This window comes from Vibrio mediterranei (assembly GCF_900088415.1).
GTDB classification, from domain to species: domain Bacteria; phylum Pseudomonadota; class Gammaproteobacteria; order Enterobacterales; family Vibrionaceae; genus Vibrio; species Vibrio mediterranei.
The window spans coordinates 43999-65898 of sequence record NZ_FLLQ01000006.1; the positions used below are offsets into that span (position 1 = coordinate 43999).

Genomic DNA, 21900 nt, shown 5'->3' on the forward strand with positions numbered 1-21900 from the left:
GCAAAAACTTTGATCCTACGCTAAGTAGCTCCACACATAGCGGCGTGATACTGCTCACAGTATAATATTTCTCAGGACGAGCAGTACCATGCAAAAATATTTAAAGTATATCATTCCGATATCTATCCCATTAATCGTTTTGCTCTTGCCATTATCGGCATTTCCTTTCGACGGATTGACCATTATCCAGCAGCGCGTTATTGCGATTTTCCTTCTCGCCGCCTTGTGTTGGGTGTTCGAACCTATCCCTATCTACGCCACCTCTGTGGTGATTATTGTGCTTGAGCTGTTACTGGTATCGAATAAAGGGCTTTACCTGTTTAGGTTGAATGAAGGACAGCCTCATTTTGGTGAGCTACTTAGTTATAACGAAATCATGGCAACTTTTGCTAGTCCAATCATCATGCTTTTTCTTGGTGGCTTCTTTTTAGCGATGGCTGCAACAAAATATCGCCTTGATGTTAACTTAGCGCGAGTGTTACTCAAGCCATTTGGCAGTGACCCCAAATTTGTCATGTTAGGTTTGATGTTAATAACCGGCATCTTCTCCATGTTTATGTCGAATACCGCGACTACGGCGATGATGCTCTCTATCTTAACGCCTGTTATTGCTGTTTTTGGTCCCAAAGATCCTGGACGAATTGCGTTTGCATTATGTATCCCCGTCGCAGCTAATATTGGAGGGATCGGTACGCCAATTGGTACGCCTCCCAATGCAATTGCTCTTAAATATCTCGTGGGTGATAACTACATCAGTTTTGGTGAATGGATGGCGTTTGGTGTGCCGTTTGTAGTGGTCATGATGGCCTTAGCTTGGATGCTAATTAACTTCCTTTATAGTGCCGATCAAAAGAAAATTGAGCTTTCAATCAAAGGTAAGTTTCTTAAAACACCGAAAGCCATCATGGTCTACATTACGTTCACATTGACTATCGTACTTTGGCTGATGGGTTCCAGCCACGGAATGAACTCGTATACCGTCGCACTGATTCCAGTCGCAATCTTCTCGCTTACAGGCATTATCAACAAAGAAGATCTCAAGAAGATCTCTTGGGACGTGTTGTGGCTGGTGTCAGGTGGTATCGCGCTTGGACTAGCTTTGGACAAAACGGGCCTTGCAAGACTTGTTGTACATAGCATTCCATTTGATGCTTTTTCACCATATGTGGTCCTGTTTGGGGCTGCTTTCTTGTGTTTGGTGATGGCAAACTTTATGTCGCACACCGCAACCGCTAACTTATTGATGCCAATTATGGCGGCGTTAGGCACGTCTATGGCGTCGCTGACACCACTGGGCGGCGAAATTACGCTGATACTCGTCGTCACGTTCGCTGCGTCATTGGGTATGTCGCTGCCAATCAGTACGCCACCTAACGCACTGGCACACGCAACGGGACATGTGCAAAGTAACCAGATGGCCAAAGTAGGCGTGATTCTTGGTGTGGTTGGTGTATTGCTTAGCTTCGTATTGGTTTGGCTATTACATGCCGTGGGACATATTGGGTAGAGTTTATGGAGCAATTAGTACGACATTATTTCTCGCAAAGTGATCGGCAGGTAACCTTGTCTGCCGATGAGGTCGTGCTGCGTCAAAGCGGTCAAAATGACCGTCTTTATCTTGTATTGCGAGGTGAGCTGGAAGGTTACTTTGAAAGTGATGAGGACGGCAAGCTTACCAAACTTTTCACGGCGTCGGCTGGTGCATTTATTGGGGTCCATAGTTTCTTTTCAGGGACTTGGACTGCGTCGTCAACAGTCATAGCCAAAACCGAAGTCACATTAGCGTGGATTGATAGGCATACGCCTGCCGTTTCTCCGGAAACGTTAGGACCACTCAACGCGCAGTTTATGCCAGTAATGGTCAACGAACTGTCGCGACGTCAGCGTCGTGCGACTCAAGAAGCATTAGCAAAAGAGAAAGCCCTGCAGCGTCTACACACAGCGGAGCAAATGACGACGCTTGGACAACTCGCTGCCGGCATTGCGCATGAACTCAACAACGCTATTGGTGTGGTGAGCAGTAAAACAGAACGGTTACAGCAAGATTTAATTCAACTTCTAGAAGAGGTGCATCCAGAAGCAAGTCAGTTCTTCGATGTGGGGCTGATGCAAGGACAAAGTGCGTCATCAAGTGAAGTAAGACAGCTTACCAAGCAAATACAGTCACAATATCGATTGGAACGAAATCTCGCGAAACGTCTAGCTAGAGCCACTGCAAGCCACACGATTCCTGATTCTTGGTTAGCAGCCCCTGAGCAAGCACTAAAGTACTGGGGAATGGGGCGCGATCTTCATGATTTACGAGTCGCGGCCAAACATACAGTGGGTATCGTCAAATCTGTGAAGCAACTGGGACGTACTGACGGAGAGCCTGATGAATTACTTGATATCAACGACACAATCAATAAAGCCCTTGCTCTATTACAAAGTGATTTACGACGCGTTTCTGTTCGACTGCGTCCCGCAACGCTGCCTTTAATCAAAGGGGCATCCACTGAGTATGTACAGATATGGAGTAATATCGTTAAAAATGCTTGCGATGCCATGTTGCAAACTGAATCACCTCAAATTGATATTCAAACAAAGTTATCGAATCAAAGAATTTTGGTCACCATTGCCAACAATGGGCCAGAAATCGATGAGCCTACCCGCCGAAAAATATTCCAGCCCAATTTCACGACTAAGAAGGGCGGCCTATCGTTTGGCTTGGGGCTAGGGTTATCCATCGTTAAACGAATCGTTAGTGAAAATGGTGGCACGATTGTCGTGAAAAGCGATAAGGAGAGCACTATTTTCCGAGTCAAATTACCAGTAGGAGAAGCATATGGAGAAGCTTAACGTCATTTGTGTCGATGACCAACGCGAAGTATTGAGCGCGGTTATTCAAGATTTGGAGCCTTTAGCTAATTGGTTAAACATTGAAGATTGCGAATCCGGAGAAGAGGTTCTCGACTTAATGGAAGATCTTGACGCTGACGGGGAGTGCGTTGCAGTAATCGTGTCTGACCACGTCATGCCGGGGATGACGGGGGTTGAATTGCTGACGGAAGTCTCCAGAGATAGCCGATTTAAAGAAACCAAAAAAGTGTTGCTAACGGGGCAGGCCACGCATTCCGATACTATTACGGCGATAAATATGGCAGGCGTTAGTCACTATTTTGAGAAGCCTTGGAATGCTGAAGAGCTTATTGCGTGTGTGCGTTCTCTTGTGACCAGCTATATTTTCGATAAAGGCTTTGACTACCAACCTTATCATGAAGAGTTAGATCAGACGATAGTTTTTGAAAGGCTGCGCTAGCTCCTTGATTAATATAACACCTTATTACTTAGGAGGATTTATGAAGAAAATACTGTCCTTGTCGGTACTTTGTGTCGCATTGACTAGTGCCAGCGTGATGGCATCTGAACGTGCAGAACAAGGTTGGCAAATGATAGAACAAGGTGCAATGGTTGTGGACGTGCGCACTCCTGATGAGTTCGCTGATGGTCATTTGGCGAATGCAGTGAACTATCCGTTATCTGATATTGATAAGTACTTTGCTAATGTCGATAAGTCTACACCGATCGTTGTGTATTGCCGAAGTGGTAACCGTTCAGGTAAAGCAATGGACTATTTGACCTCTGTTGGTTTTAGTAATGTCCACAACGCGGGTGGATTAGAAGAAATGCGCGAACAGAAAGGCGCAAAGTAGCAATAGACACCCCTCTATCATTCGTATCGTCACCCAAGCAGACCTTTTATTGATGTCTCTACACCATAGAAGGGGTGACCATACCGAATGTTGTGGCGTCATATTGGTCTCTCAGGTTAATCAACTATTCCAATTCCTAAGTTTAGTAAATGACTAAAGTAAGCTTGAATTTGCTTAAGTTATAAACGTGATCTTGAAAGGAATAATTGCAATTTATTACTTGCTTTTAATTCTATCTGATATATCGTTTGAAAAAACATAAGTTATTATTCGGTATTTTCGAGTTTCTGGTGTTGAACCATTTTTACTAAAGGAGGACTAATATCATATTGATAACCCTCTTTACTTTGTTGATGGTTTGTTTTTTTACTCTAAGTCACTAATAATTAAGTGTTATTTTTAAATCTCAGTGCCATTAATCCTACTTATCCCTTCTGACACTGTTCGTTACAAACTGTCATCTATTCCAGATGTTTTTAATAAATATATTAGAAAATTGGCTTTCTTATACATTCAGAAATTAGAATTACGACTAATCAACGACTCTTTACAATTGTATTCTGGTACTAAAATACTCGCCAAGGATAGAATTTATATCGTTTAGGATGTAAAGATTGATTAATAAATCAGCTCAATGATTGTTCTGGTATTAAATTAGCTATTCACTTCTTCATGTTGGCTATCAGAAAACTCTTCATCTAAAACAAGCACTGCTTCGGGTATATGGAACTAATCGAATAAGGTTGCTGCAATGGTAAGTGACCGTTTTGCTATTTCTGCAATTTGGTATTTAGCGGGAATTCACTTGGGATATAGTAGATAAAGGTGAGTATTAACTTGAACATCGAAAAGGCTGCATTGACGTCCAATAAACTCGGCAAACAAGGTGAGCGTGTAAACCTGCATAGCTCACAGCTATTCGCGTTGTTTGCTGTGTTTCCTCTGTCGATATTTCTTTCAATCTTATACTTGTATAGCCCTGAAGGCGTAGCGTGGACTGCATCGTGGGTTCCAAGCTTAGGCTTAGATCTCAGCTTTAGGCTCGACGGTTTATCATTTCTATTTGCCTGTTTGATTAGCGGTATAGGTACTTTAGTGCAAATATACGCGTTGGCTTATTTGCGTGAATATCCAAACCGTCTCAAATTTCACTTTTACTTAACGGCATTTATGTTAGCGATGCTGGGCGTAGTGCTCAGTAATAACGTGTTATTACTATTTGTTTTTTGGGAACTAACAACCATTACGTCTTATTTGCTGATTGGCTTTAACCACGAGAACCCAACTTCTAGAAAGAACGCATTGCAGTCTTTACTTATTACTGGCGCTGGTGGTTTAGCGATGCTAGCGGGTCTGATTCTTTTAGGGAACATGGCCGAAAGCTATCAATTGACGACTATTTTACAGCAGGCGTCGGTCATTCATGACCACGCACTGTTTGTTCCATCATTGTTACTCATTATATTGGGTGCATTTACCAAGTCAGCGCAGTTCCCGTTTCATTTTTGGTTACCTAATGCGATGGCGGCACCAACGCCTGTGAGTGCTTATCTGCATTCGGCAACGATGGTGAAAGCCGGGATCTTTTTATTAGCTCTGCTTTCGCCCATTTACGCCCACAGTGAGGTTTGGTTTTATACACTAACAACCGTGGGTGGTTTCACGGCGCTTTGGTGTGCTGTTCTAGCTTTAAAACAGACCGACCTAAAACTAATGCTTGCCTACAGTACAACAGTCGTTCTCGGCAAGCTGACGTTTTTGTTAGGTATTGGTACCGATTTGGCGCTTAAGTCTGCGTTAATGTTGATCGTTGCTCACTCGATGTATAAAGCGGGCTTGTTCATGGTGATTGGCAACATCGATAAGGCGACAGGTACTCGTGAGGTTGGGGTGCTTCGTGGATTACGTCCGGTATTACAAATCAGCTTTGTGGCTGCGTTTATCGCGGCGCTATCTACATCGGGCGTTCCGCCGCTACCAGGCTTTTTGAGTAAAGAGTATATGTACAAAGCTGGCTTGGAAGTTAGCTCGTTAGCGGTACTGTTGATGCTGGTGGTCAATGCGCTGACCGTTACGTTGGTGCTTGCTCTTCTGATAAAGCCCTTCTCACGGAAATACCAGGGTGAACCAACACCAGCCAAACCCATTGAGGTAAATAAGGGGCTGTGGCTTCCTCCAATTACGCTTGCGTTAGTAAGTGTACTCGCGACGGTACTGGGGCTTGGCTGGCTTAACGAACAAGTGATTTTACCCGGCGTAACCTCGATTGCTCCGATATCTGAGCCAGAGCCACTCAAGTTATGGCATGGCATTAATCTGCCTCTGGTGTTAAGTGCGGTGACGCTCTTGCTAGGTGTCTCAGTGTATAAGATTTACCCTTGGCTACTCGCTCAGTGGACACGGTTATCTATCACTTTGCCTAATGCGAACAAGGTGTTTGATGGTTTGCTAAAAGGAATGATGGCATTTGCGTCTTGGCAAACTAATCTGATGCAGCAGAAGCGCATGAGTTTTTATGGGTTGATTTCATTTTCAGCGTTGGCAGTACTGCTAGTATCTCAAGTTCATATTTCTTCGAACGTTATGCTCAATCAACTTGTTGACGTTAAGTTCTACGAGTTTGCAGTAGCACTACTGCTTATTGTCTCCACAGTTGTCGTCATTGTTTCTAAGACGAAACTTCTTGCGGTTGCGGCGTTAGGAATGATCGGCTTCATGACAACTTTGGTGTTTATGATCTACAGCGCTCCTGATGTGGCTAAGACGCAACTTTTGGTAGAAACGCTAATGGTGGTGTTTTTGGTCCTGCTGATGCGTCATGTGCCTAAGCTGGCCACGGTTCGTCAACATTCAATAAAACGAAAAACACTACACGCGGTGGTTGCTAGTGTGATTGGTTTTGCCATCACGATGCTTCTTATCAACATTACTTCACAGCCAATGGATACCAGTGTGGCAGAGTTCTTCTCTAACAACAGCGTTCCTGGCGGTCACGGGCGCAATATTGTGAACGTAATTCTAGTGGACTTCCGTGCGTTCGATACCTTTGGTGAAGTGGTTGTGGTGGTAATGGCTGGGCTATGTGCAGTCAGTCTACTGAAGCCGGGCAGTGTGACCTACAAGAACATTCAGTCGCTGATCTTTGGTACTGCTTCGCATATCGTTGCTGCTTTGATGTTGGTGTTCTCACTTTATCTCCTGATGCGAGGACACAACTCGCCTGGTGGTGGCTTTATCGGTGCGCTTATCGCAGTGATTGGTTTATCACTACTGATGTTTGCAGAGTCTCCCAAGTATGTGCGTGAGCGATTGCACTTCGCGCCATTCAGTATTGCCATGTTTGGCGTATTGCTGAGCTTTATCGCAGGCGTTATCAGCTTGTTATTCAACTTACCTTTCTTGACCGGGTTGTGGTGGAAAGATGTACTTCCGCTCGGCACACCATTGATCTTTGATATTGGTATTTATCTGGGTGTTATTGGTGGTGTTATGGGAATGGTACTGCACGTCAGTGAGGAGCTTAACTAATGGAAATTTTATGGAGTGTGGTCGTAGGGGTGTTTGTTGCCGCTGGGATCTATCTGATGCTCGAGCGCCATTTGTTACGCGTTCTATTTGGCTTAATTATGCTGAGTAGTGCTGTCAATATGGCGATATTTACAGCGGGTAGGCTGACAGTGGGTGAGCCACCATTGATTGATGCTAATGCAGTTGTGCCGCCTTTAGGTGCTGCAAACCCATTACCTCAAGCATTGATTTTAACGGCGATTGTTATTGGGTTTGGTTTATTGGTATTTACGCTTGTGCTGTTTTATCGAGCCTATCAAGAGTCCTTAACAGCGGATATTGATCAAATGACGTATTCAGAGGAGGAGCAGTAATGTCGCTTTGGTTAACGTTACCTGTCGTTCTCTCAGTTCTTACTTCGGCTTTAGTTTTCTTTAGTCGCAATCGTGTGAGATACGTTGAGTGGATTAGTGGTGTTAGTGCGCTAATCACCTTGCTCGCCAGCGTAATGCTGTTTGCCGATGTCACTACTTTGGGCCCACAAGCGGTCGCGTTTGGTCAGTGGGCGGCGCCATTTGGTATCGTATTTGTCGCCGATATGCTGAGTGCAGGCATGGTAGTCATGACTGCTTTCATTGGGGTAATCATCGTATTCTATGCCATGGCAGATTTACGACCTAAACCATCGTATAGCTTGTTCCATTCATTAATCCATATTCTTTTGGCAGGTGTTTACGGGGCGTTCTTAACAGGGGATATATTCAACCTATATGTCTGGTTTGAAGTGATGCTGATTGCGTCGTTCGGATTAATGGTTCTGGATGCCACTCGTGAACAGGTAGATGGAGCCGTTAAGTACGTAATGTTGAATTTGATCTCAACGCTAATGTTCTTGCTGGCGATTGGTTTGCTTTATGGGGCAACGGGCACTTTGAATCTTGCTGACTTGCATGGGAAAGTCGCATCCATTCACCCGCAAACTCAGTCAACGGTGGCGGTGCTATTTTTGTTTGCGTTCGCCATTAAGTCGGCATTATTTCCACTGTTTGCCTGGTTACCAGCGTCATACCATACGTTACCAAGTGGTGTTGTTGCACTGTTTGCTGCACTACTGACTAAAGTTGGCATCTATGCGCTTATGCGGATGTTCACCCTTGTGTTTCCTTTGTCGGACAGTGGTTGGCAACCATTAATGTTATGGATTGCTGGGTTAACTATGTTGGCTGGTGTTTTAGGTGCGGCGAGTCAGTTCAACGTAAAGAAGATCTTGTCGTTCCACAGTATTAGCCAGCTTGGTTATATGGCAATGGGTCTAGCCATCGCGACACCGTTAGCGCTTGCTGGAACGATCTTCTACATCGTCCACCATATTATCGTGAAGTCGAATCTGTTTCTGATTGGTGGGGTATTAGAACGCAAGTATGGCACGAGTGAATTGCGCCACTTAGGCGGGGTATACAAATCGACACCATTGCTGGCGTTTCTGTTCCTGATCCCAGCCTTTTCACTTGCAGGTTTTCCTCCTTTGTCAGGTTTCTGGGGTAAGTTTCTGGTTATTCGAGACAGTCTACACGTTGAGTATTATTGGTTAGCGGGTACAGCTCTATTTGTTGGGCTACTGACACTGTTTTCGATGACCAAAATTTGGAGCGAAGCGTTTTGGAAGCCACAACCAGAAAATAAGCCGGCGAAAAAACTGTGTAAGAAAACCAAGGTGTTGTATTACGCACCTATCATCAGCCTGACATCAATGGCGCTGTTGTTTGGATTCATTGCAGAGCCTTTTTTCCAGCTAGCCATGGGAGCAGCAGAGCAGTTACTAGACCCGAGCGCCTACATCAATGCGGTCTTAGGAGGTGGAGCATGAATTACTTTTTCCTCAATGTTTTCCTAGCAGGTGCTTGGATGCTGATCAACGGCGAATACAGTGGTCTAAATTTCGTGGTTGGGTTTACGGTTGGCTTCTTTGCTTTGAGACTAAGTCAGCCATTTGGAATGAAATCTACTTATTTCACACGTTTCAGTGCGGTGATTAAGCTATTTCTGTGCTTCTGCTATGAGATGGTGATTTCCGCAGCTCAAGTGGTTTGGGATGTGGTGACGCCAACACACTTGAGTGACCCGGATATTGTTTATGTGCCTCTGGATGTGACGACAGACTTAGAAATTACGCTACTGGCTAATATGGTGTCACTAACGCCAGGCAGTCTAAGTTTGGATGTCACAGAAGATAAAAAACACTTGGTCGTTCACGCTATGTTCGCACCTAAACATGAAGAGGTTATTCAAACTATTAAGCAAGGGATGGAAAAGCGTATTTTGGAGGTGACTCGTGGATAGTTGGTTACAGTTTACTATTACCATTTCTTACGCTGGATTATTATTTAGCTTGGTGATGGTGTTTATCAGGTTAATATTAGGACCGACCTTGGCAGATAGAGTGGTTGCACTCGATTTGATTGCATTCATTACCGTTGGATTTATTGCAGTACATACTTTAGATAGTGGGCAAAAATCATTATTAGACGTTGCGATAACGCTAGGTCTGGTAGCATTTTTGGGCACGATTGCTTTCTCAAGCTTTATAGCGAAGAGAACATTAGAGGAGGAAGAGTAATGGAAATCATAACGGGAATTTTGCTCTGTATCGGTACCTTTTTTGTTATCGTTGCTAGTATTGGTGTGGTAAGAATGCCGGATCTTTATACTCGAATGCATGCATCAACCAAAGCTAATACAATGGGATTAACAGCGTTGTTGGCCGCTGTAGCTGTTGGGATTCCGGATATTACAGTAACCTCACGTGTACTAGGCACCATGTTATTTATTTTGCTGACGGCACCGGTTGCGACGCACTTGTTGGGAAAAAGTATGCACGCTAGTGGTTATAAGATGTGGCGAAGAGAAAAATAACCTGTAACGATCATCGTCCATTGGGTCTACTTTTCATGGAAAGGAAAGTATTTCGACATATTTCGTTTTGTAATTCAGCGTTATATTTGATTGTTAATTGTATTTTTGTGGTATGGCTTTAACTATCGAGATAAATTTATATTTGATGTTATTTTCATATTTACCTTAATTAGAGTGGAAGGTAATATAGTTTATAGAGTCAATGCTCCTCTTTTTGATAGCTCATTAAATTATAAGTTCCATTTTAAGTGTTCTGAAGTTTAGTCGTTCGTTAAAAATCGAAGGAGAATAATATATGCGTAAAAAAGAAATGATATTGCTTATTATTACTAGTACTTTATTTCTAGTGAGTCTAGTAATAGGGAAATAAGCTTAACTGTTCATCTTATAATGTAGAACGACATATTCCACAAGCAGGTCCTGTGACTAGTCGTGCTTCATAAATAGGTGTCAATAAGTTTGAGTATGTGGCGCGAACATAATAGCGTCGTGCCACTTCCAACTTGGTTATTGGTGTGCAATCTTCGCATCTAACTGCTGAAGCACTGATTCCACAAACTCCTGAGCAGGTAAACTCTTCCATTGTTCCGTTAAAGCCACCTCTGATAATGACTGCCTTTTGCTGACCATCACTCCCCGTAATAGATAGCTATGAATGCGGCAAGCGCACTGATAGCAATCTTTGCTGTCCGGATAATGTTTGTTAAACCAAGTAAGACACTCGTGCATTGCTTGCAACAAAAGAGATGGTTCAATGCTGGGAAATATGCGATTAAACGATTCACCGAATAACGTTATCGCCCAATTGCCAGCCATTGCAATGTCGAGTAGGAACCAATGCCTGGGATCATTTTTATGGTCAAACGAAACGTAGTCTTTCTTTAAGGTGCGACCCGTATTGAAATTAATAGTGTAGTGCAGCGATTGTGCTGTGCGCAGTTGGGCTTTGTGATATACCACGAACTCCAATTTGGTTGCTGGGCAGGGTAGGTGAGAGTGCGATAGCGCCTCTATGATAGCCTGCTTTTGAGCGTCGCAAAGGGGTTGAGCTACCACCATTTGGACGTCTAAATCACTTTCACCCGCAACATAACTCCCCTGACTTGCTGAGCCAAGTAAGTAGATACCAACGATATTAGTACTTGCGACTAACTGAAGCACGTCGCACAAGCGATTTATGTATTCTCGTTCAGCAGAGGGTAGGGCAAAAAGACGTGAGTGCATTATGATAGTGTGGATCCGTGTCGATGATTGTCGATGCTACCATAAGCGATTAGTTCAAATCAGTGAAACGTCTGGCAACCTCAACAAGTTATCAGTTTGACTTAAATACTTTTGTTCAAAGCACACCCTGCTGAAGACTATTTCTGTAAATAGCTAAATTATTGCCGTTACTTCATCAAGCAAAACTGTGATAATGGCAACCCACGTGACTATTGCCTTATTGGCGATAGAACATCTTGGTTAAGTTATTCGTTATATTCATTAAGTAGGATTTTACATCTATGCGCGCCTTTGTACTTCGAGCTCGTTCGGCCCCTACCGAAAGCCAGCAACTTCTCGCTTCCGTTGGTCAGGAGGCTCACACTGAAATTTTAGCTCACACGTTGATGAACACGATCTTTGTCGCGCAGTCTCATCGTGAAGATGTGGTGGTTTACCTCGTCCTAGAAAGTACTAAAGATTACTCTCGCACTATACGCTTTAGCTCAAACGACATCAGTAACGTTGGTGGCTTTCATGAGAAAGTGTTGCTCGATAAAGTTGCCAGAGCCTTGGACGTATCCCAAGGTATGGGTAAAGAGCAAGAACGTGAAGTTGAAGCGGGTATTAATGTACGAACCATTAGCTTCGAAAAGCTGGTTCAAGAACTGGCTGAAGATTATCAGCTCTACATGATGGATAAGAAAGGCACCTTCATTCGAGAACAACAGTTTGTCGGTAATTCCTGTTTTCTTCTTACCGACCATATTCCAATGCCGAAGAAGAGCTTTAATAGTTTAAAGCGTCTAGGTACTGAGAAAATCAGCCTTGGTCCTAAGATGTTGTTTGCTTCTCAATGCGTAACTCTGATTCATAATGAATTGGATTTAAATGAGTAACATTGAAGGGCGATAGGAAATCACCATTCGATAGTGTATTGAACGCTATGTCTTTTAGGCATAGCGTTTTTTTAACTTTTCCGTTTTTGCAGATTATTTTTAGATCGTGCAATGCATAATTCTCTCAGTTCAGGTTAGCCATCTTACTGATGCCAAACGTCAATGAATACACTTACATTACTGAGAGCAAATTATGAAAATGCATTTCAAAAGCCTTGTCTGCTTAGCTGTTCTATCTACTCCTGTTTTTGCAGCGCAACATCCTGATCCTTTGCCTTCTTGGAACGATGGCGCTACTAAATCTGCTATTGTTGAGTTTGTTGAGACTGTCACCACAAAAGGCTCTGATAATTACGTCCCAGCGGAAGATCGTATCGCGGTATTTGATAACGATGGTACGTTATGGGCCGAGAAGCCGATGTATTTTCAATTATTCTTTACCTTGGACCGTATTAAAGAGCTTGCTCCGAAGCACCCTGAGTGGAAAACCGAAGAGCCGTTTGCGTCTGTTTTGAAAGGCGACATAAAAGCAGCCCTGTCTCATGGTGAGGAAGGATTGCTGAAAATGGTTATGGCGACGCATGCCGGTATGAACTCTGTGGAATTTGAGGAAATGGTGCAAGCTTGGGTGAAGAACGCTAAACACCCAATCACTAAAAGGCCTCTAACGGAGATGATTTATCAACCGATGTTGGAAGTGCTCGACTTTCTTCGTGATAATGATTTCAAAACCTACATAGTTTCTGGTGGAGGAGCAGACTTTATGCGTCCTTGGACAGAGGAAGTGTATGGTATTTCTCCTGAGTACGTTATTGGCAGCGAAATAGAGACAGAGTTCGCTTACACTAGTAATGGTATTGAGATTCAACGCTTGCCAAACGTCGCTCATATTAATGACAAAGCAGGTAAGGTCATTGGTATTCACAAGAGACTAGGTCGCCAACCTATTGCGGCTTTTGGTAATTCTGACGGTGATTTGCAGATGATGCAATGGACGACCCAACAAGAAGGTGTCACGTTCGGACTCTATGTGCATCATACTGATGAAGGGCGAGAGTGGAAGTATGATCGTAATTCTTCGGTTGGCCGCCTAGATAAGGGACTAGACGAAGCCAAGAAAGAAGGCTGGACTATCGCAGATATGAAGAATGACTGGAAAGTGATTTACCCAAATTGATAGCGTAGTGATTTGGAACCCGCAATGCTTTTGGGCTGACCAGAAAGCATTGCGGTGGTTGCTAGCCTTTAAGGGTATAAGTGAAGGTAAGAGGGCTGAATGGCAGTCACTAATAGTAAAAAAATACTCACTTTCGAGCAGTTATCTAGTGAGATAACTGCGATAGCAAACTGCAAGGTCCTGTTTGATTTTCCCAATGAACCAAATCATGTTACCGAGCGTCAGTATGGATTTTTACAAATTGATCGTCCAACGGTTCGTTATACAGCATTCACAACTCCTCATGCACTGACACTTTACTCCGCTCTATTTAAGCCTGAGTGTGCTTTGCAAACTCGATTACATTCACCAGAAATTACCCTGATGATAACCACAATGGAAAGTCAGTCCGTGTGTTTTAATGGTAGTTGGATTAACACTGACCAAGTTGCGATAGTCTCAAGTCGTTCTGAAGTTCCCTTTGCATTATTTATTCCCCAGAACACCACGGTTATCTTAAGTGAAATAGCTGAGCCCTCTAGAAAATTGAAGAGTTTCAGTGATTCCCTTGTTCCGGTTGCTGTTTCGAAAAGGAACTTAGACAAATTTAAGGCGGTAGGTAAGTTTGTCTTTGAACAGCCGACTGAGAAACAAGGGCATGGTGGGACGAAAGCTGTCCTTGATTTGATCACCGTTCTTTTGGATGAACTCCCTCCACTGCGCCCTCAATCGCTGCATGGACCAAGTCGCAGGCCTAGAAAGCACCTGATGACAAAAATAGTGAAAATGATGGAACAGAAAACGACGCGAGCGATGTCGCTGAAGCAGATAGCTAATGAATTAGATATTAGCACCAAAAGCATCAACCTCTTTTTCAAAGAGTATTTGTTCATTGCACCCAAGCGATTCTATTTGCTCGTTAACCTATTTAAATTTCGAAATATTTTGATTCAAGGGAAGTGCTCTTCAGTACTAGAAGCTACGGTATTATCAGGGGTTGATGGATGGAGTCGATATTCTGAGCGGTACCAAAAGCTGTTTGGTGAAAAGCCTTATGATACGTTTATGAAGTCAAAATAACGATGTAATTTGGCACGGATCTCAAAGGCAGTGAACTTTGGTATTTTCATGTCTAAAATCTTTCTTGGGCATGACCGAGTGGCATCGAGGTCGTGGAAAAATTGGCCATTGATATCGAATGTTGGCTTTTGTCCCATTCGATTGTTTTTATGAGCTTTATTGCTAAAGCGTCAACAGTTCAAGAATAGATAAACACGACATGAATAAATTTCAGTTTCCAAATAGTATCAAGAAGATCAATTTCATCTTTGTTGCATTAATGTTCTCTTTTCTAGCTGGTTGCTCTTCAACCGCTTCAATTGATAGTTCCAAAACTCGAAGTTATGCAAAATCCCATGAACTTGTAGGTCAAGCGTCTTGGTATGGGAATAAATACCACGGACGACGCACTGCGAGTGGTGAGCGCTATAACATGAGGGCTTATACCGCGGCTCATAAAACGTTACCTTTTGGAACGATCGTGAGAGTGACAAATACCGCTAATGGTAAAACAGTGGACGTCAAAATCAATGATAGAGGCCCGTTTGTAAAAGGTCGAATTATTGACTTATCTCGTAAGTCATTTGAACAAATTGGCGATATCAATAAAGGAATAGCATCGGTAAAAATTGAGATTATCGATGACAGTAATACCTTTAGGTATAAGCACTAATCCACTGCTCGAATGACGCGTTGGTGATACAATTTAGCCGAAAAAAATAAAGACCCGAGTTGAGAGACAACATGACTGAGTTCGAGAAAATGCTTGCTGGTGAAGAGTTCGATGGCGGCGCCGAAAGCATTAACCAAATCCGCGAAAACGCCTCCCTTCTGTTACAGGCAATAAATAAAAATACTGATGACATTCAACGTGGTGAGCTGTTTCAACAGTTAATGGGGAATATTGCAGATTCCAGCATTGTACGTTCTCCATTCTATTGTGAGTTTGGTAAGACGATTTCGATTGGCGAAAAGACCTTTATTAATATGAATGTCACCATGCTAGATGGTGCCAAAATCATGATTGGTAACAACGTGTTGATAGGGCCAAATACACAGTTCTATTGCGCTAGCCACGACTTAAACTACCTCAAGCGTCGCAACTGGGAAACGATCTGTGGACCGATTACGGTGGAAGACGATGTATGGATTGGAGGTAATGTGGTTATCAATCAAGGTGTTACCATTGGAGCGCGTTCCGTGATTGCCGCTAATTCCGTTGTGAACAGTGACGTACCGCCCGACTCGTTATATGGTGGAACACCCGCTAGGTTGATTAAGAATCTCAATGAGAGCGATAACACTTACAAAGGCCAATAGCCACACAACTCAGTAAATTCTTCCGAAAGGATGGCGATTAACATTTAGTATGAGAAATGAGCCAGAGCGCTTAATCTCTTTCGCTGCATTTCAGCTTAATTATCGTGATCCTTTCGGCGACCACTCATATTTCCCCCAGTTTCTGTGACATTAATCGTTATTTCACATTACTCTACAATTTAATTTGCTTCCGTTAAATTCAATGAAATGAAAGTGTTTCATGAATTATGTTGTCGATATATGTCGCAAACATGCATCGATATGGCGGCTAAATTGACGCTTCTTCATTTTTTCCTTAATAAAACTGTAATGTGTCCTCTTTAATCTTGCGTTCAACAACGGAGGAGAGGCGATGAATATCAAAGATGTAGCAGAACTTGCAGGAGTGTCACCTGCAACTATCTCTCGTTATCTAAATCAGCCTCAATCTGTAGCGCATGCCACGAGCAAGAGAATTGAGAAAGTCATTACTCTCACTGGATACAGTGTTGAGCAACGACATGACCAAATTGAATTCAATAAAAATCCAACTCTCGGAGTGGTGATTCCAAGTTTAATTAACCCTGTGTTTTCAGAGGTAGTTACCGGCATCCAGCAAAGAGCGAGGCACTTTGGGTACTCGGTTGTGGTTGTTGACACTCAATATGACAGTGGCCAAGAGCAGCAAGCGGTTATCGACCTGATAAGGCAGCGTGTCGAAGGTGTCATTTTGACGATCGCAGATACCTCTGAAAATGAAGCATTGAAGCTTCTGAGAGACTTTAAGTTTCCCTACTGTTTATTGCACAACCGTTCAGATGAGCAAGAACCTTGCGTTTTTGTTGATAACTATCAAGCCGGTATTGATGTAGCTCAGCGAGTCGTGGAATTAGGACACCGAAGAGTTGGCATGTTAACGGGGCGATTTGTCTCATCTGATCGTGCTGAGCAGCGCTATAAAGGGTTTAAAAAAGGTCTTAATGACAATGGATTGGAATTAACTGAGCTACTAGAAGTAGACCAAAACAAGCTTGATCCATTTGGTGACCAAGAGATGAGTGTTATCCAGAGAGAACAGGCGCCTACAGTGTGGTTTTGTAGTAACGATTTGCTGGCATTGAAGGCGATAAATGCCGTGAAAGCCAACGGTCTACATGTACCTTCGGACATCTCAATTATCGGTTTTGACGGCATGAGTTTAGCTCAGCTTATCACCCCGACTCTCGCAACGGTTGCGGTACCACATCTAAAAATGGGGCAAGTCGCTGTAGATATTTTATTTAACGCCAAAGCAGGAGCGAGCGTATCGACTCAACTTGCTCTGGATTATCAATTGCAAATGAATGGCTCACTTGACGTGGTGCCGCACTTACAAAACAACGAATAGTCACATATTGGAGAATATAATGACTTTTACACTAGGCTCTAAAACAAAAAAACTAGCGGGAATGCTATTTGGTTTGGCTTGCGCTTCATTTCAAGCGCAGGCATCTAGCGCAATTTGCTATAACTGCCCTCCAGAGTGGGCGAACTGGGGAGGGCAATTACAGCTGATAAATAAAGAACTTGGAATTCGAGTTCCGATGGACAACAAAAATTCCGGTCAGTCTTTGTCTCAGTTAGTTGCGGAGAAAAACAATCCAGTAGCAGACGTTGTTTATTATGGCGTGTCATTTGGCATCAACGCGACTAACCAAGGGGTGGTAGAACCATACAAACCGAAGAATTGGGACCAAATTCCAGAAGGGATGAAAGATCCAAACGGTAATTGGTTTGCAATTCATTCGGGAACCATTGGCTTCTTCGTTAACGTTGATGCTTTAGATGGAGCGCCGGTCCCGCAGAGTTGGGAAGATCTTCTAAAACCAGAATATCGTGGCATGGTTGGTTATCTTGACCCAACCAGTGCGTTTGTGGGCTACGCAAGCGCGGTAGCGGTAAATGAGGCAATGGGGGGCGATATCAATGACTTCACACCTGCTATTGAGTACTTCCGCAAACTTGCGAAAAATCGCCCGATTGTCCCAAAGCAAACTTCGTATGCACGTGTAATTTCGGGTGAGATTCCAATCTTATTGGATTATGACTTTAATGCGTATCGCGCCAAATATAACGACTTCTCTAATGTGGAATTTGTCATTCCGAAGGAGGGCTCTATTGCTGTTCCTTATGTAATGAGCATGGTGAAGGACTCACCACACCCTGACAACGCAAAAAAAATCTTGGATTTTGTGTTATCCGAAAAAGGCCAACAAGTTTGGGCAAAGGCGTATTTACGACCAGTTATTGGTGGGGTGATGGATGAGGATGCGAAGAGTAAGTTCCTACCTGACTCTGAATATCAGCGCGTTGGTTCAGTTAACTTTGCAAAGATGTCTGAAAATCAAGCCGCATTCGCTGACCTGTACCTAAGAGAAGTCAACTAAACCTCACCGGACCATGGATGGCGGACAAGATTTCCGCCATTGTTTTTATGAAAAAGAATCATCTATCTATTTTGCTTATTCTGCCTGCTGTAATAGTGAGCTGCGCATTTTTCTTGTTACCAGTGGTGCAACTGTTGCAGCTCTCGTTAGTTGATGGCGGTGCGCAGAGCTACATACAAATTTTAACCCGACCTTTGTACTTGAAGAGTCTTTTTTCAACCGTAGCGCTTTCTGTCCTAGTCACAGTTGTGAGTTTAGCGGTGGCTACGATCAGTGGGCTGTTTTTGACGCGTTATGAGTTTAAGGGGAAGCAGTTGCTGGTTGCTATGTTGAGCTTTCCGCTTGCATTTCCAGGAGTGGTGATTGGTTTCTTCGTCATTATGCTTGTAGGACGTCAAGGTTTGTTTGCCCAAGCAGGGTTATTGCTTACTGGGGAACGCTGGATGTTTGCTTACTCAATCGCGGGATTGTTTTTGGGTTACTTGTACTTCTCAATACCTCGAGTGGTACTCACGGTTATGGGTGCCGCAGAAAAACTCGACCAAAACCTACTTGAAGCGGGGCGTTCGTTAGGCGCAAATCGTTGGCAAATTTTCAAAGACGTAACGCTACCTGCGTTAAAGCCAGGATTAATCTCATCGGGTTCGATCTGTTTCGCTACCTCAATGGGCGCGTTTGGCACGGCGTTTACTCTGGCAACCAACATTAACGTGTTACCAATGACGATTTATACAGAGTTCACGCTCAATGCTAACTTCGCTATGGCGGCTGCTTTGAGCTTAATCCTTGGTCTAGTGACTTGGTTGTGTTTGATGTTAGCGAAGCGTCAGGGTAATTCGTCTATGGCAATGGGAGGCTAATCAATGAAGAAAGATAAATACTTTTATATCCAGCTAGGGTTCACTTTATTGGTCTGTGCGTTTCTGATTGTTCCTGTTTTTATGTCGATTGTTGCTGGACTAACGAACAACTATTTTGTTGGTGTAAAAAGTGGATTGACCCTTCGTTGGGTTGAGCAGGTATGGGCACTCTATTCAGACACGATTTGGCTAACATTACAAATCGCTATCGCGACCACCATTATTAATGTGCTGGTGGGCGTACCTTGTGCTTATGTGTTGGCGAAAAGCAAAAGCCGCTGGGCATCGTTGTTTGATGAGATCTTAACCCTGCCGATTGCCATTCCCGGTATGGCAATTTCGCTTGGTTTAATCCTCGCTTACGGTGACTTTAGTGATTTTCGTTCTAACTGGACGTTTATCTTAGTGGGTCACGTTATCTTCACTTTGCCGTTTATGGTTAAGTCAGTGTTGGCGGTACTGCAAAGTATTAATTTCAATGTGTTGGAAGAGGGAGCGGCGAGCTTGGGAGCAAGCTTTTGGCAGCGTTTCTTTGATGTCATTGTCCCTAACTGCAAGGCAGGTATTGTCGCTGGTATGTTGATGACCCTCACTCTCTCTATTGGCGAGTTTAACCTGACTTGGATGCTTCACACGCCACTAACCAAAACCTTGCCTGTTGGTTTGGCTGACTCGTACGCCTCCATGCGTTTAGAGATTAGCTCTGCTTATACCTTAATTTTCCTTTGTCTCATTTTACCGTTGCTGGTTCTGGCTCAGATGCTGAACAGAAAACCGGTTACAAGCAATTAAGATTGAACTCAATGTTAGAACAAACAATGACTGGCGTAGAAATCACGCTGAAAGATATTACTAAGACTTTCCCAGATGGAACCTTGGCACTAAAACCGACTGACCTAAAAATAGAAGCGGGAGAGATTTTAGTATTACTGGGCCCTTCTGGTTGCGGGAAAACGACAACCTTGCGTCTTATTGCTGGATTGGAGTTTGCTGATGAAAATGGCGGACAAATAACTTTTGGTGATCAAGAGGTTACCGCGCTCCCTATTGAGCAAAGAAAAGTCGGGATGGTGTTCCAATCATATGCGCTGTTTCCTAATATGAACGTTAGCGAAAATATCACTTATGGCCTGAAAGTTCGTGGTGTGGATCCTTCGGTACGAGCTCAAAAGCTTAAGCAGATGCTGACTATGTTCGACCTAGAAAAGTATGCTCAAAGAGGCGTCCATCAATTATCTGGTGGTCAACGTCAACGTGTGGCGTTAGCTCGCGCCATCATAACCGAACCCGATGTATTGCTGCTTGATGAGCCGCTTTCAGCTTTGGATGCTTTGCTAAAACAACGTTTGAGAAGTGATATTCGCTCGTTGTTAAAAGAATTAGGCATCACTGCAGTGTATGTGACTCATGACCAAGAAGAAGCTATGGCGATGGGCGACAGAATTGCCGTTCTCGACCATGGTGAAATTGCCCAGATTGGTTCAGCAAAGGATATCTATCTGCAACCAAGTAACAGCTTTGTTGCCGATTTTATCGGGCAAATGAATCGATTTGAAGGAGTGGTAGAAGCAGGGAAGTTGCTGTTGGACACCGGTAAGTACCTGAAACTGCCGGAGCATATAGACACGGAAATCTCTGCTAAAAATGACTCATTGAGCGTCATGCTAAGACCAGAAGATATTATCTTGAAGGACATCAGCGATGATTGTGATGCTTTAACTGGCGTCGTAGTGAGTACAGTGTTTTTAGGGGACAGAACCCGTGTCACTTTGTCTGGAGTACAAAAGGAGTCTCAACTCATGGTTGACTGTTTTGAGCGCACTGAATATCAGGCGGGTCAAGTTGTGACTGTGTCCTTTGAACCTAGTCGTTTAATTCCTTTGAAGAAGTAAAGTTATGTTAATTGCCCAACTTACCGATTTGCATATCAAACAAGATGGCAAACCCGCGTATCGCAAGGTGGATACGTTGCGATGCCTACAGAATGCTGTACAACATATCAACCACCTTAACCCCAGACCAGATTATGTCGTTGTTACCGGTGATCTTGGCGACTTTGGTACGGAACAGGAATACCAAATCATCAGGCAAGAACTAGAGAAACTGCAAATACCACTTCGGGTCGTTCCGGGTAACCACGATCACCGTGATAATTTGCGAGTGGGGCTGCAACAGTTAGTCGATTTTGACCACCCAGAGTTTTGCAACTTTGTCGTTGAGCAGGATGAACAAGTTTTATTGGGTTTAGACTCGTCTGTCATTGGCAAACCTTATGGCTTTTTATCTTCACAAACACTTGAGTGGTTGCAAAGTCAGCTAGCCCGTTTATCTAATAAGTCTGTGCTTATTTTTCTGCACCATCCGCCAATGCATGTCGGATTAGGGCATATGGATGTGCAAAACCTGAAAAATGCAGACAGCTTATATGAAGTGTTAAGTCAGTTTGATAACGTACGCGGACTTTGCGCTGGCCACTTACACCGTCCTATCACCGCGACTTGGCGTTCAATTCCTGTTTGGGTTGGACCGTCACACAGCCATTCGGTGACGCTTGACCTCGATCCTAACGCACCGTCATCTTTTTCATTAGAGCCAAGAGCCATTCAACTGCTCAAATTTGAGAATGATTCGGTGGTGTCCCATATTAGCTACATTGAAGACAGTGATGGTCCTCATCCATTTTTCGATGAACAGGGTAGATTGATAGATTAGCGATTGAAGCAACCCAGAAAAGGTCCATGCTAAGTATGGACCCTCTTAAACTTGTTACGCGAGTATGTTGTGCTTTATTAATTACTCGTATTTTGACGCGTACGTTTCTCGTATGCTTGCGAGTACCACTCTAATAGTTCAACAACTTTAGTGTCATTCAACAGGGTTTATAGG

22 protein-coding genes are annotated in these 21900 nt (G+C 43.5%); 21 read left to right on the plus strand and 1 reads right to left on the minus strand.

Annotated elements, in window-relative coordinates:
• The first annotated feature begins 88 nt into the window (after window positions 1–88).
• The 10 genes from VME0621_RS17130 to mnhG all read left to right on the plus strand — a co-directional run bounded on the left by VME0621_RS17130 (window position 89) and on the right by mnhG (window position 10112).
• Entirely contained in the window at window positions 89–1507 is a 1419-nt protein-coding gene (locus VME0621_RS17130; RefSeq protein ID WP_006072295.1) for an SLC13 family permease, read from the plus strand.
• Between the two features lie 5 nt (window positions 1508–1512).
• Window positions 1513–2838, plus strand: a complete 1326-nt coding sequence (locus VME0621_RS17135) for an ATP-binding protein (RefSeq protein ID WP_062460031.1) — start codon at window positions 1513–1515, stop codon at window positions 2836–2838.
• Window positions 2825–3298: a response regulator gene (locus VME0621_RS17140; RefSeq protein WP_062460033.1), complete on the plus strand. Its 474-nt coding sequence runs from the start codon at window positions 2825–2827 to the stop codon at window positions 3296–3298. Before VME0621_RS17135 ends, VME0621_RS17140 begins: the two co-directional genes overlap by 14 nt.
• Before the next feature lie 40 nt (window positions 3299–3338).
• Complete coding sequence (locus VME0621_RS17145) at window positions 3339–3692, plus strand: rhodanese-like domain-containing protein (RefSeq protein ID WP_006072300.1); 354 nt, start codon at window positions 3339–3341, stop codon at window positions 3690–3692.
• Between the two features lie 900 nt (window positions 3693–4592).
• A complete protein-coding gene (gene mbhE / locus VME0621_RS17150; RefSeq protein ID WP_062460259.1) occupies window positions 4593–7220 on the plus strand; it encodes a hydrogen gas-evolving membrane-bound hydrogenase subunit E in 2628 nt (875 codons plus the stop codon).
• Window positions 7220–7573: a Na+/H+ antiporter subunit C gene (locus tag VME0621_RS17155; RefSeq protein WP_062460035.1), complete on the plus strand. Its 354-nt coding sequence runs from the start codon at window positions 7220–7222 to the stop codon at window positions 7571–7573. The genes mbhE and VME0621_RS17155 overlap by 1 nt, the downstream gene beginning before the upstream one ends.
• The gene (locus tag VME0621_RS17160) at window positions 7573–9066 is read left to right on the plus strand and encodes a proton-conducting transporter transmembrane domain-containing protein (protein WP_062460037.1); all 1494 of its coding nucleotides are present in this window, start codon (window positions 7573–7575) and stop codon (window positions 9064–9066) included. The genes VME0621_RS17155 and VME0621_RS17160 overlap by 1 nt, the downstream gene beginning before the upstream one ends.
• Window positions 9063–9539, plus strand: coding sequence for a Na+/H+ antiporter subunit E (locus tag VME0621_RS17165; RefSeq protein WP_006072307.1), 477 nt, complete (start codon window positions 9063–9065; stop codon window positions 9537–9539). The genes VME0621_RS17160 and VME0621_RS17165 overlap by 4 nt, the downstream gene beginning before the upstream one ends.
• Window positions 9532–9816, plus strand: a complete 285-nt coding sequence (locus tag VME0621_RS17170; RefSeq protein ID WP_006072309.1) for a cation:proton antiporter — start codon at window positions 9532–9534, stop codon at window positions 9814–9816. The genes VME0621_RS17165 and VME0621_RS17170 overlap by 8 nt, the downstream gene beginning before the upstream one ends.
• Window positions 9816–10112: a monovalent cation/H(+) antiporter subunit G gene (gene mnhG / locus VME0621_RS17175; protein ID WP_031494385.1), complete on the plus strand. Its 297-nt coding sequence runs from the start codon at window positions 9816–9818 to the stop codon at window positions 10110–10112. The genes VME0621_RS17170 and mnhG overlap by 1 nt, the downstream gene beginning before the upstream one ends.
• A gap of 507 nt (window positions 10113–10619) precedes the next feature.
• Here the strand turns inward: mnhG and VME0621_RS17180 are convergent.
• Window positions 10620–11336: a nucleotidyltransferase domain-containing protein gene (locus VME0621_RS17180; RefSeq protein WP_062460039.1), complete on the minus strand. Its 717-nt coding sequence runs from the start codon at window positions 11334–11336 to the stop codon at window positions 10620–10622.
• A 281-nt stretch (window positions 11337–11617) separates the two neighbouring features.
• Here VME0621_RS17180 and trmY point away from each other — a divergent pair, with 281 nt between their 5' ends.
• The 11 genes from trmY to VME0621_RS17235 all read left to right on the plus strand — a co-directional run bounded on the left by trmY (window position 11618) and on the right by VME0621_RS17235 (window position 21726).
• Entirely contained in the window at window positions 11618–12214 is a 597-nt protein-coding gene (trmY, locus tag VME0621_RS17185) for a tRNA (pseudouridine(54)-N(1))-methyltransferase TrmY (protein WP_062460041.1), read from the plus strand.
• Window positions 12215–12407: 193 nt separating this feature from the next.
• Window positions 12408–13391 carry an HAD family hydrolase gene (locus VME0621_RS17190; protein ID WP_062460043.1) on the plus strand — a complete coding sequence of 328 codons (984 nt, stop codon included), beginning with the start codon at window positions 12408–12410 and terminating at the stop codon, window positions 13389–13391.
• Between the two features lie 99 nt (window positions 13392–13490).
• Window positions 13491–14450, plus strand: a complete 960-nt coding sequence (locus tag VME0621_RS17195; protein ID WP_062460045.1) for a hypothetical protein — start codon at window positions 13491–13493, stop codon at window positions 14448–14450.
• 199 nt (window positions 14451–14649) lie between these two features.
• The gene (locus VME0621_RS17200; protein WP_096441291.1) at window positions 14650–15102 is read left to right on the plus strand and encodes a septal ring lytic transglycosylase RlpA family protein; all 453 of its coding nucleotides are present in this window, start codon (window positions 14650–14652) and stop codon (window positions 15100–15102) included.
• Window positions 15103–15173: 71 nt separating this feature from the next.
• Window positions 15174–15749: a sugar O-acetyltransferase gene (locus VME0621_RS17205; RefSeq protein WP_031495696.1), complete on the plus strand. Its 576-nt coding sequence runs from the start codon at window positions 15174–15176 to the stop codon at window positions 15747–15749.
• Window positions 15750–16101: 352 nt separating this feature from the next.
• Window positions 16102–17115 (plus strand): substrate-binding domain-containing protein, encoded by a 1014-nt coding sequence (locus VME0621_RS17210; RefSeq protein WP_031495695.1) that lies wholly within the window; start codon window positions 16102–16104, stop codon window positions 17113–17115.
• A gap of 19 nt (window positions 17116–17134) precedes the next feature.
• Window positions 17135–18154, plus strand: a complete 1020-nt coding sequence (locus VME0621_RS17215; RefSeq protein ID WP_062460047.1) for an ABC transporter substrate-binding protein — start codon at window positions 17135–17137, stop codon at window positions 18152–18154.
• A 17-nt stretch (window positions 18155–18171) separates the two neighbouring features.
• On the plus strand, window positions 18172–19014 hold the full coding sequence (locus VME0621_RS17220; protein WP_370736777.1) for an ABC transporter permease: 843 nt from the start codon (window positions 18172–18174) through the stop codon (window positions 19012–19014).
• Between the two features lie 3 nt (window positions 19015–19017).
• Window positions 19018–19806 carry an ABC transporter permease gene (locus VME0621_RS17225; protein ID WP_062460049.1) on the plus strand — a complete coding sequence of 263 codons (789 nt, stop codon included), beginning with the start codon at window positions 19018–19020 and terminating at the stop codon, window positions 19804–19806.
• Between the two features lie 11 nt (window positions 19807–19817).
• The gene (locus VME0621_RS17230) at window positions 19818–20906 is read left to right on the plus strand and encodes an ABC transporter ATP-binding protein (protein WP_062460051.1); all 1089 of its coding nucleotides are present in this window, start codon (window positions 19818–19820) and stop codon (window positions 20904–20906) included.
• A gap of 4 nt (window positions 20907–20910) precedes the next feature.
• Window positions 20911–21726, plus strand: a complete 816-nt coding sequence (locus VME0621_RS17235) for a phosphodiesterase (RefSeq protein WP_062460053.1) — start codon at window positions 20911–20913, stop codon at window positions 21724–21726.
• Window positions 21727–21900 lie beyond the last annotated feature (174 nt).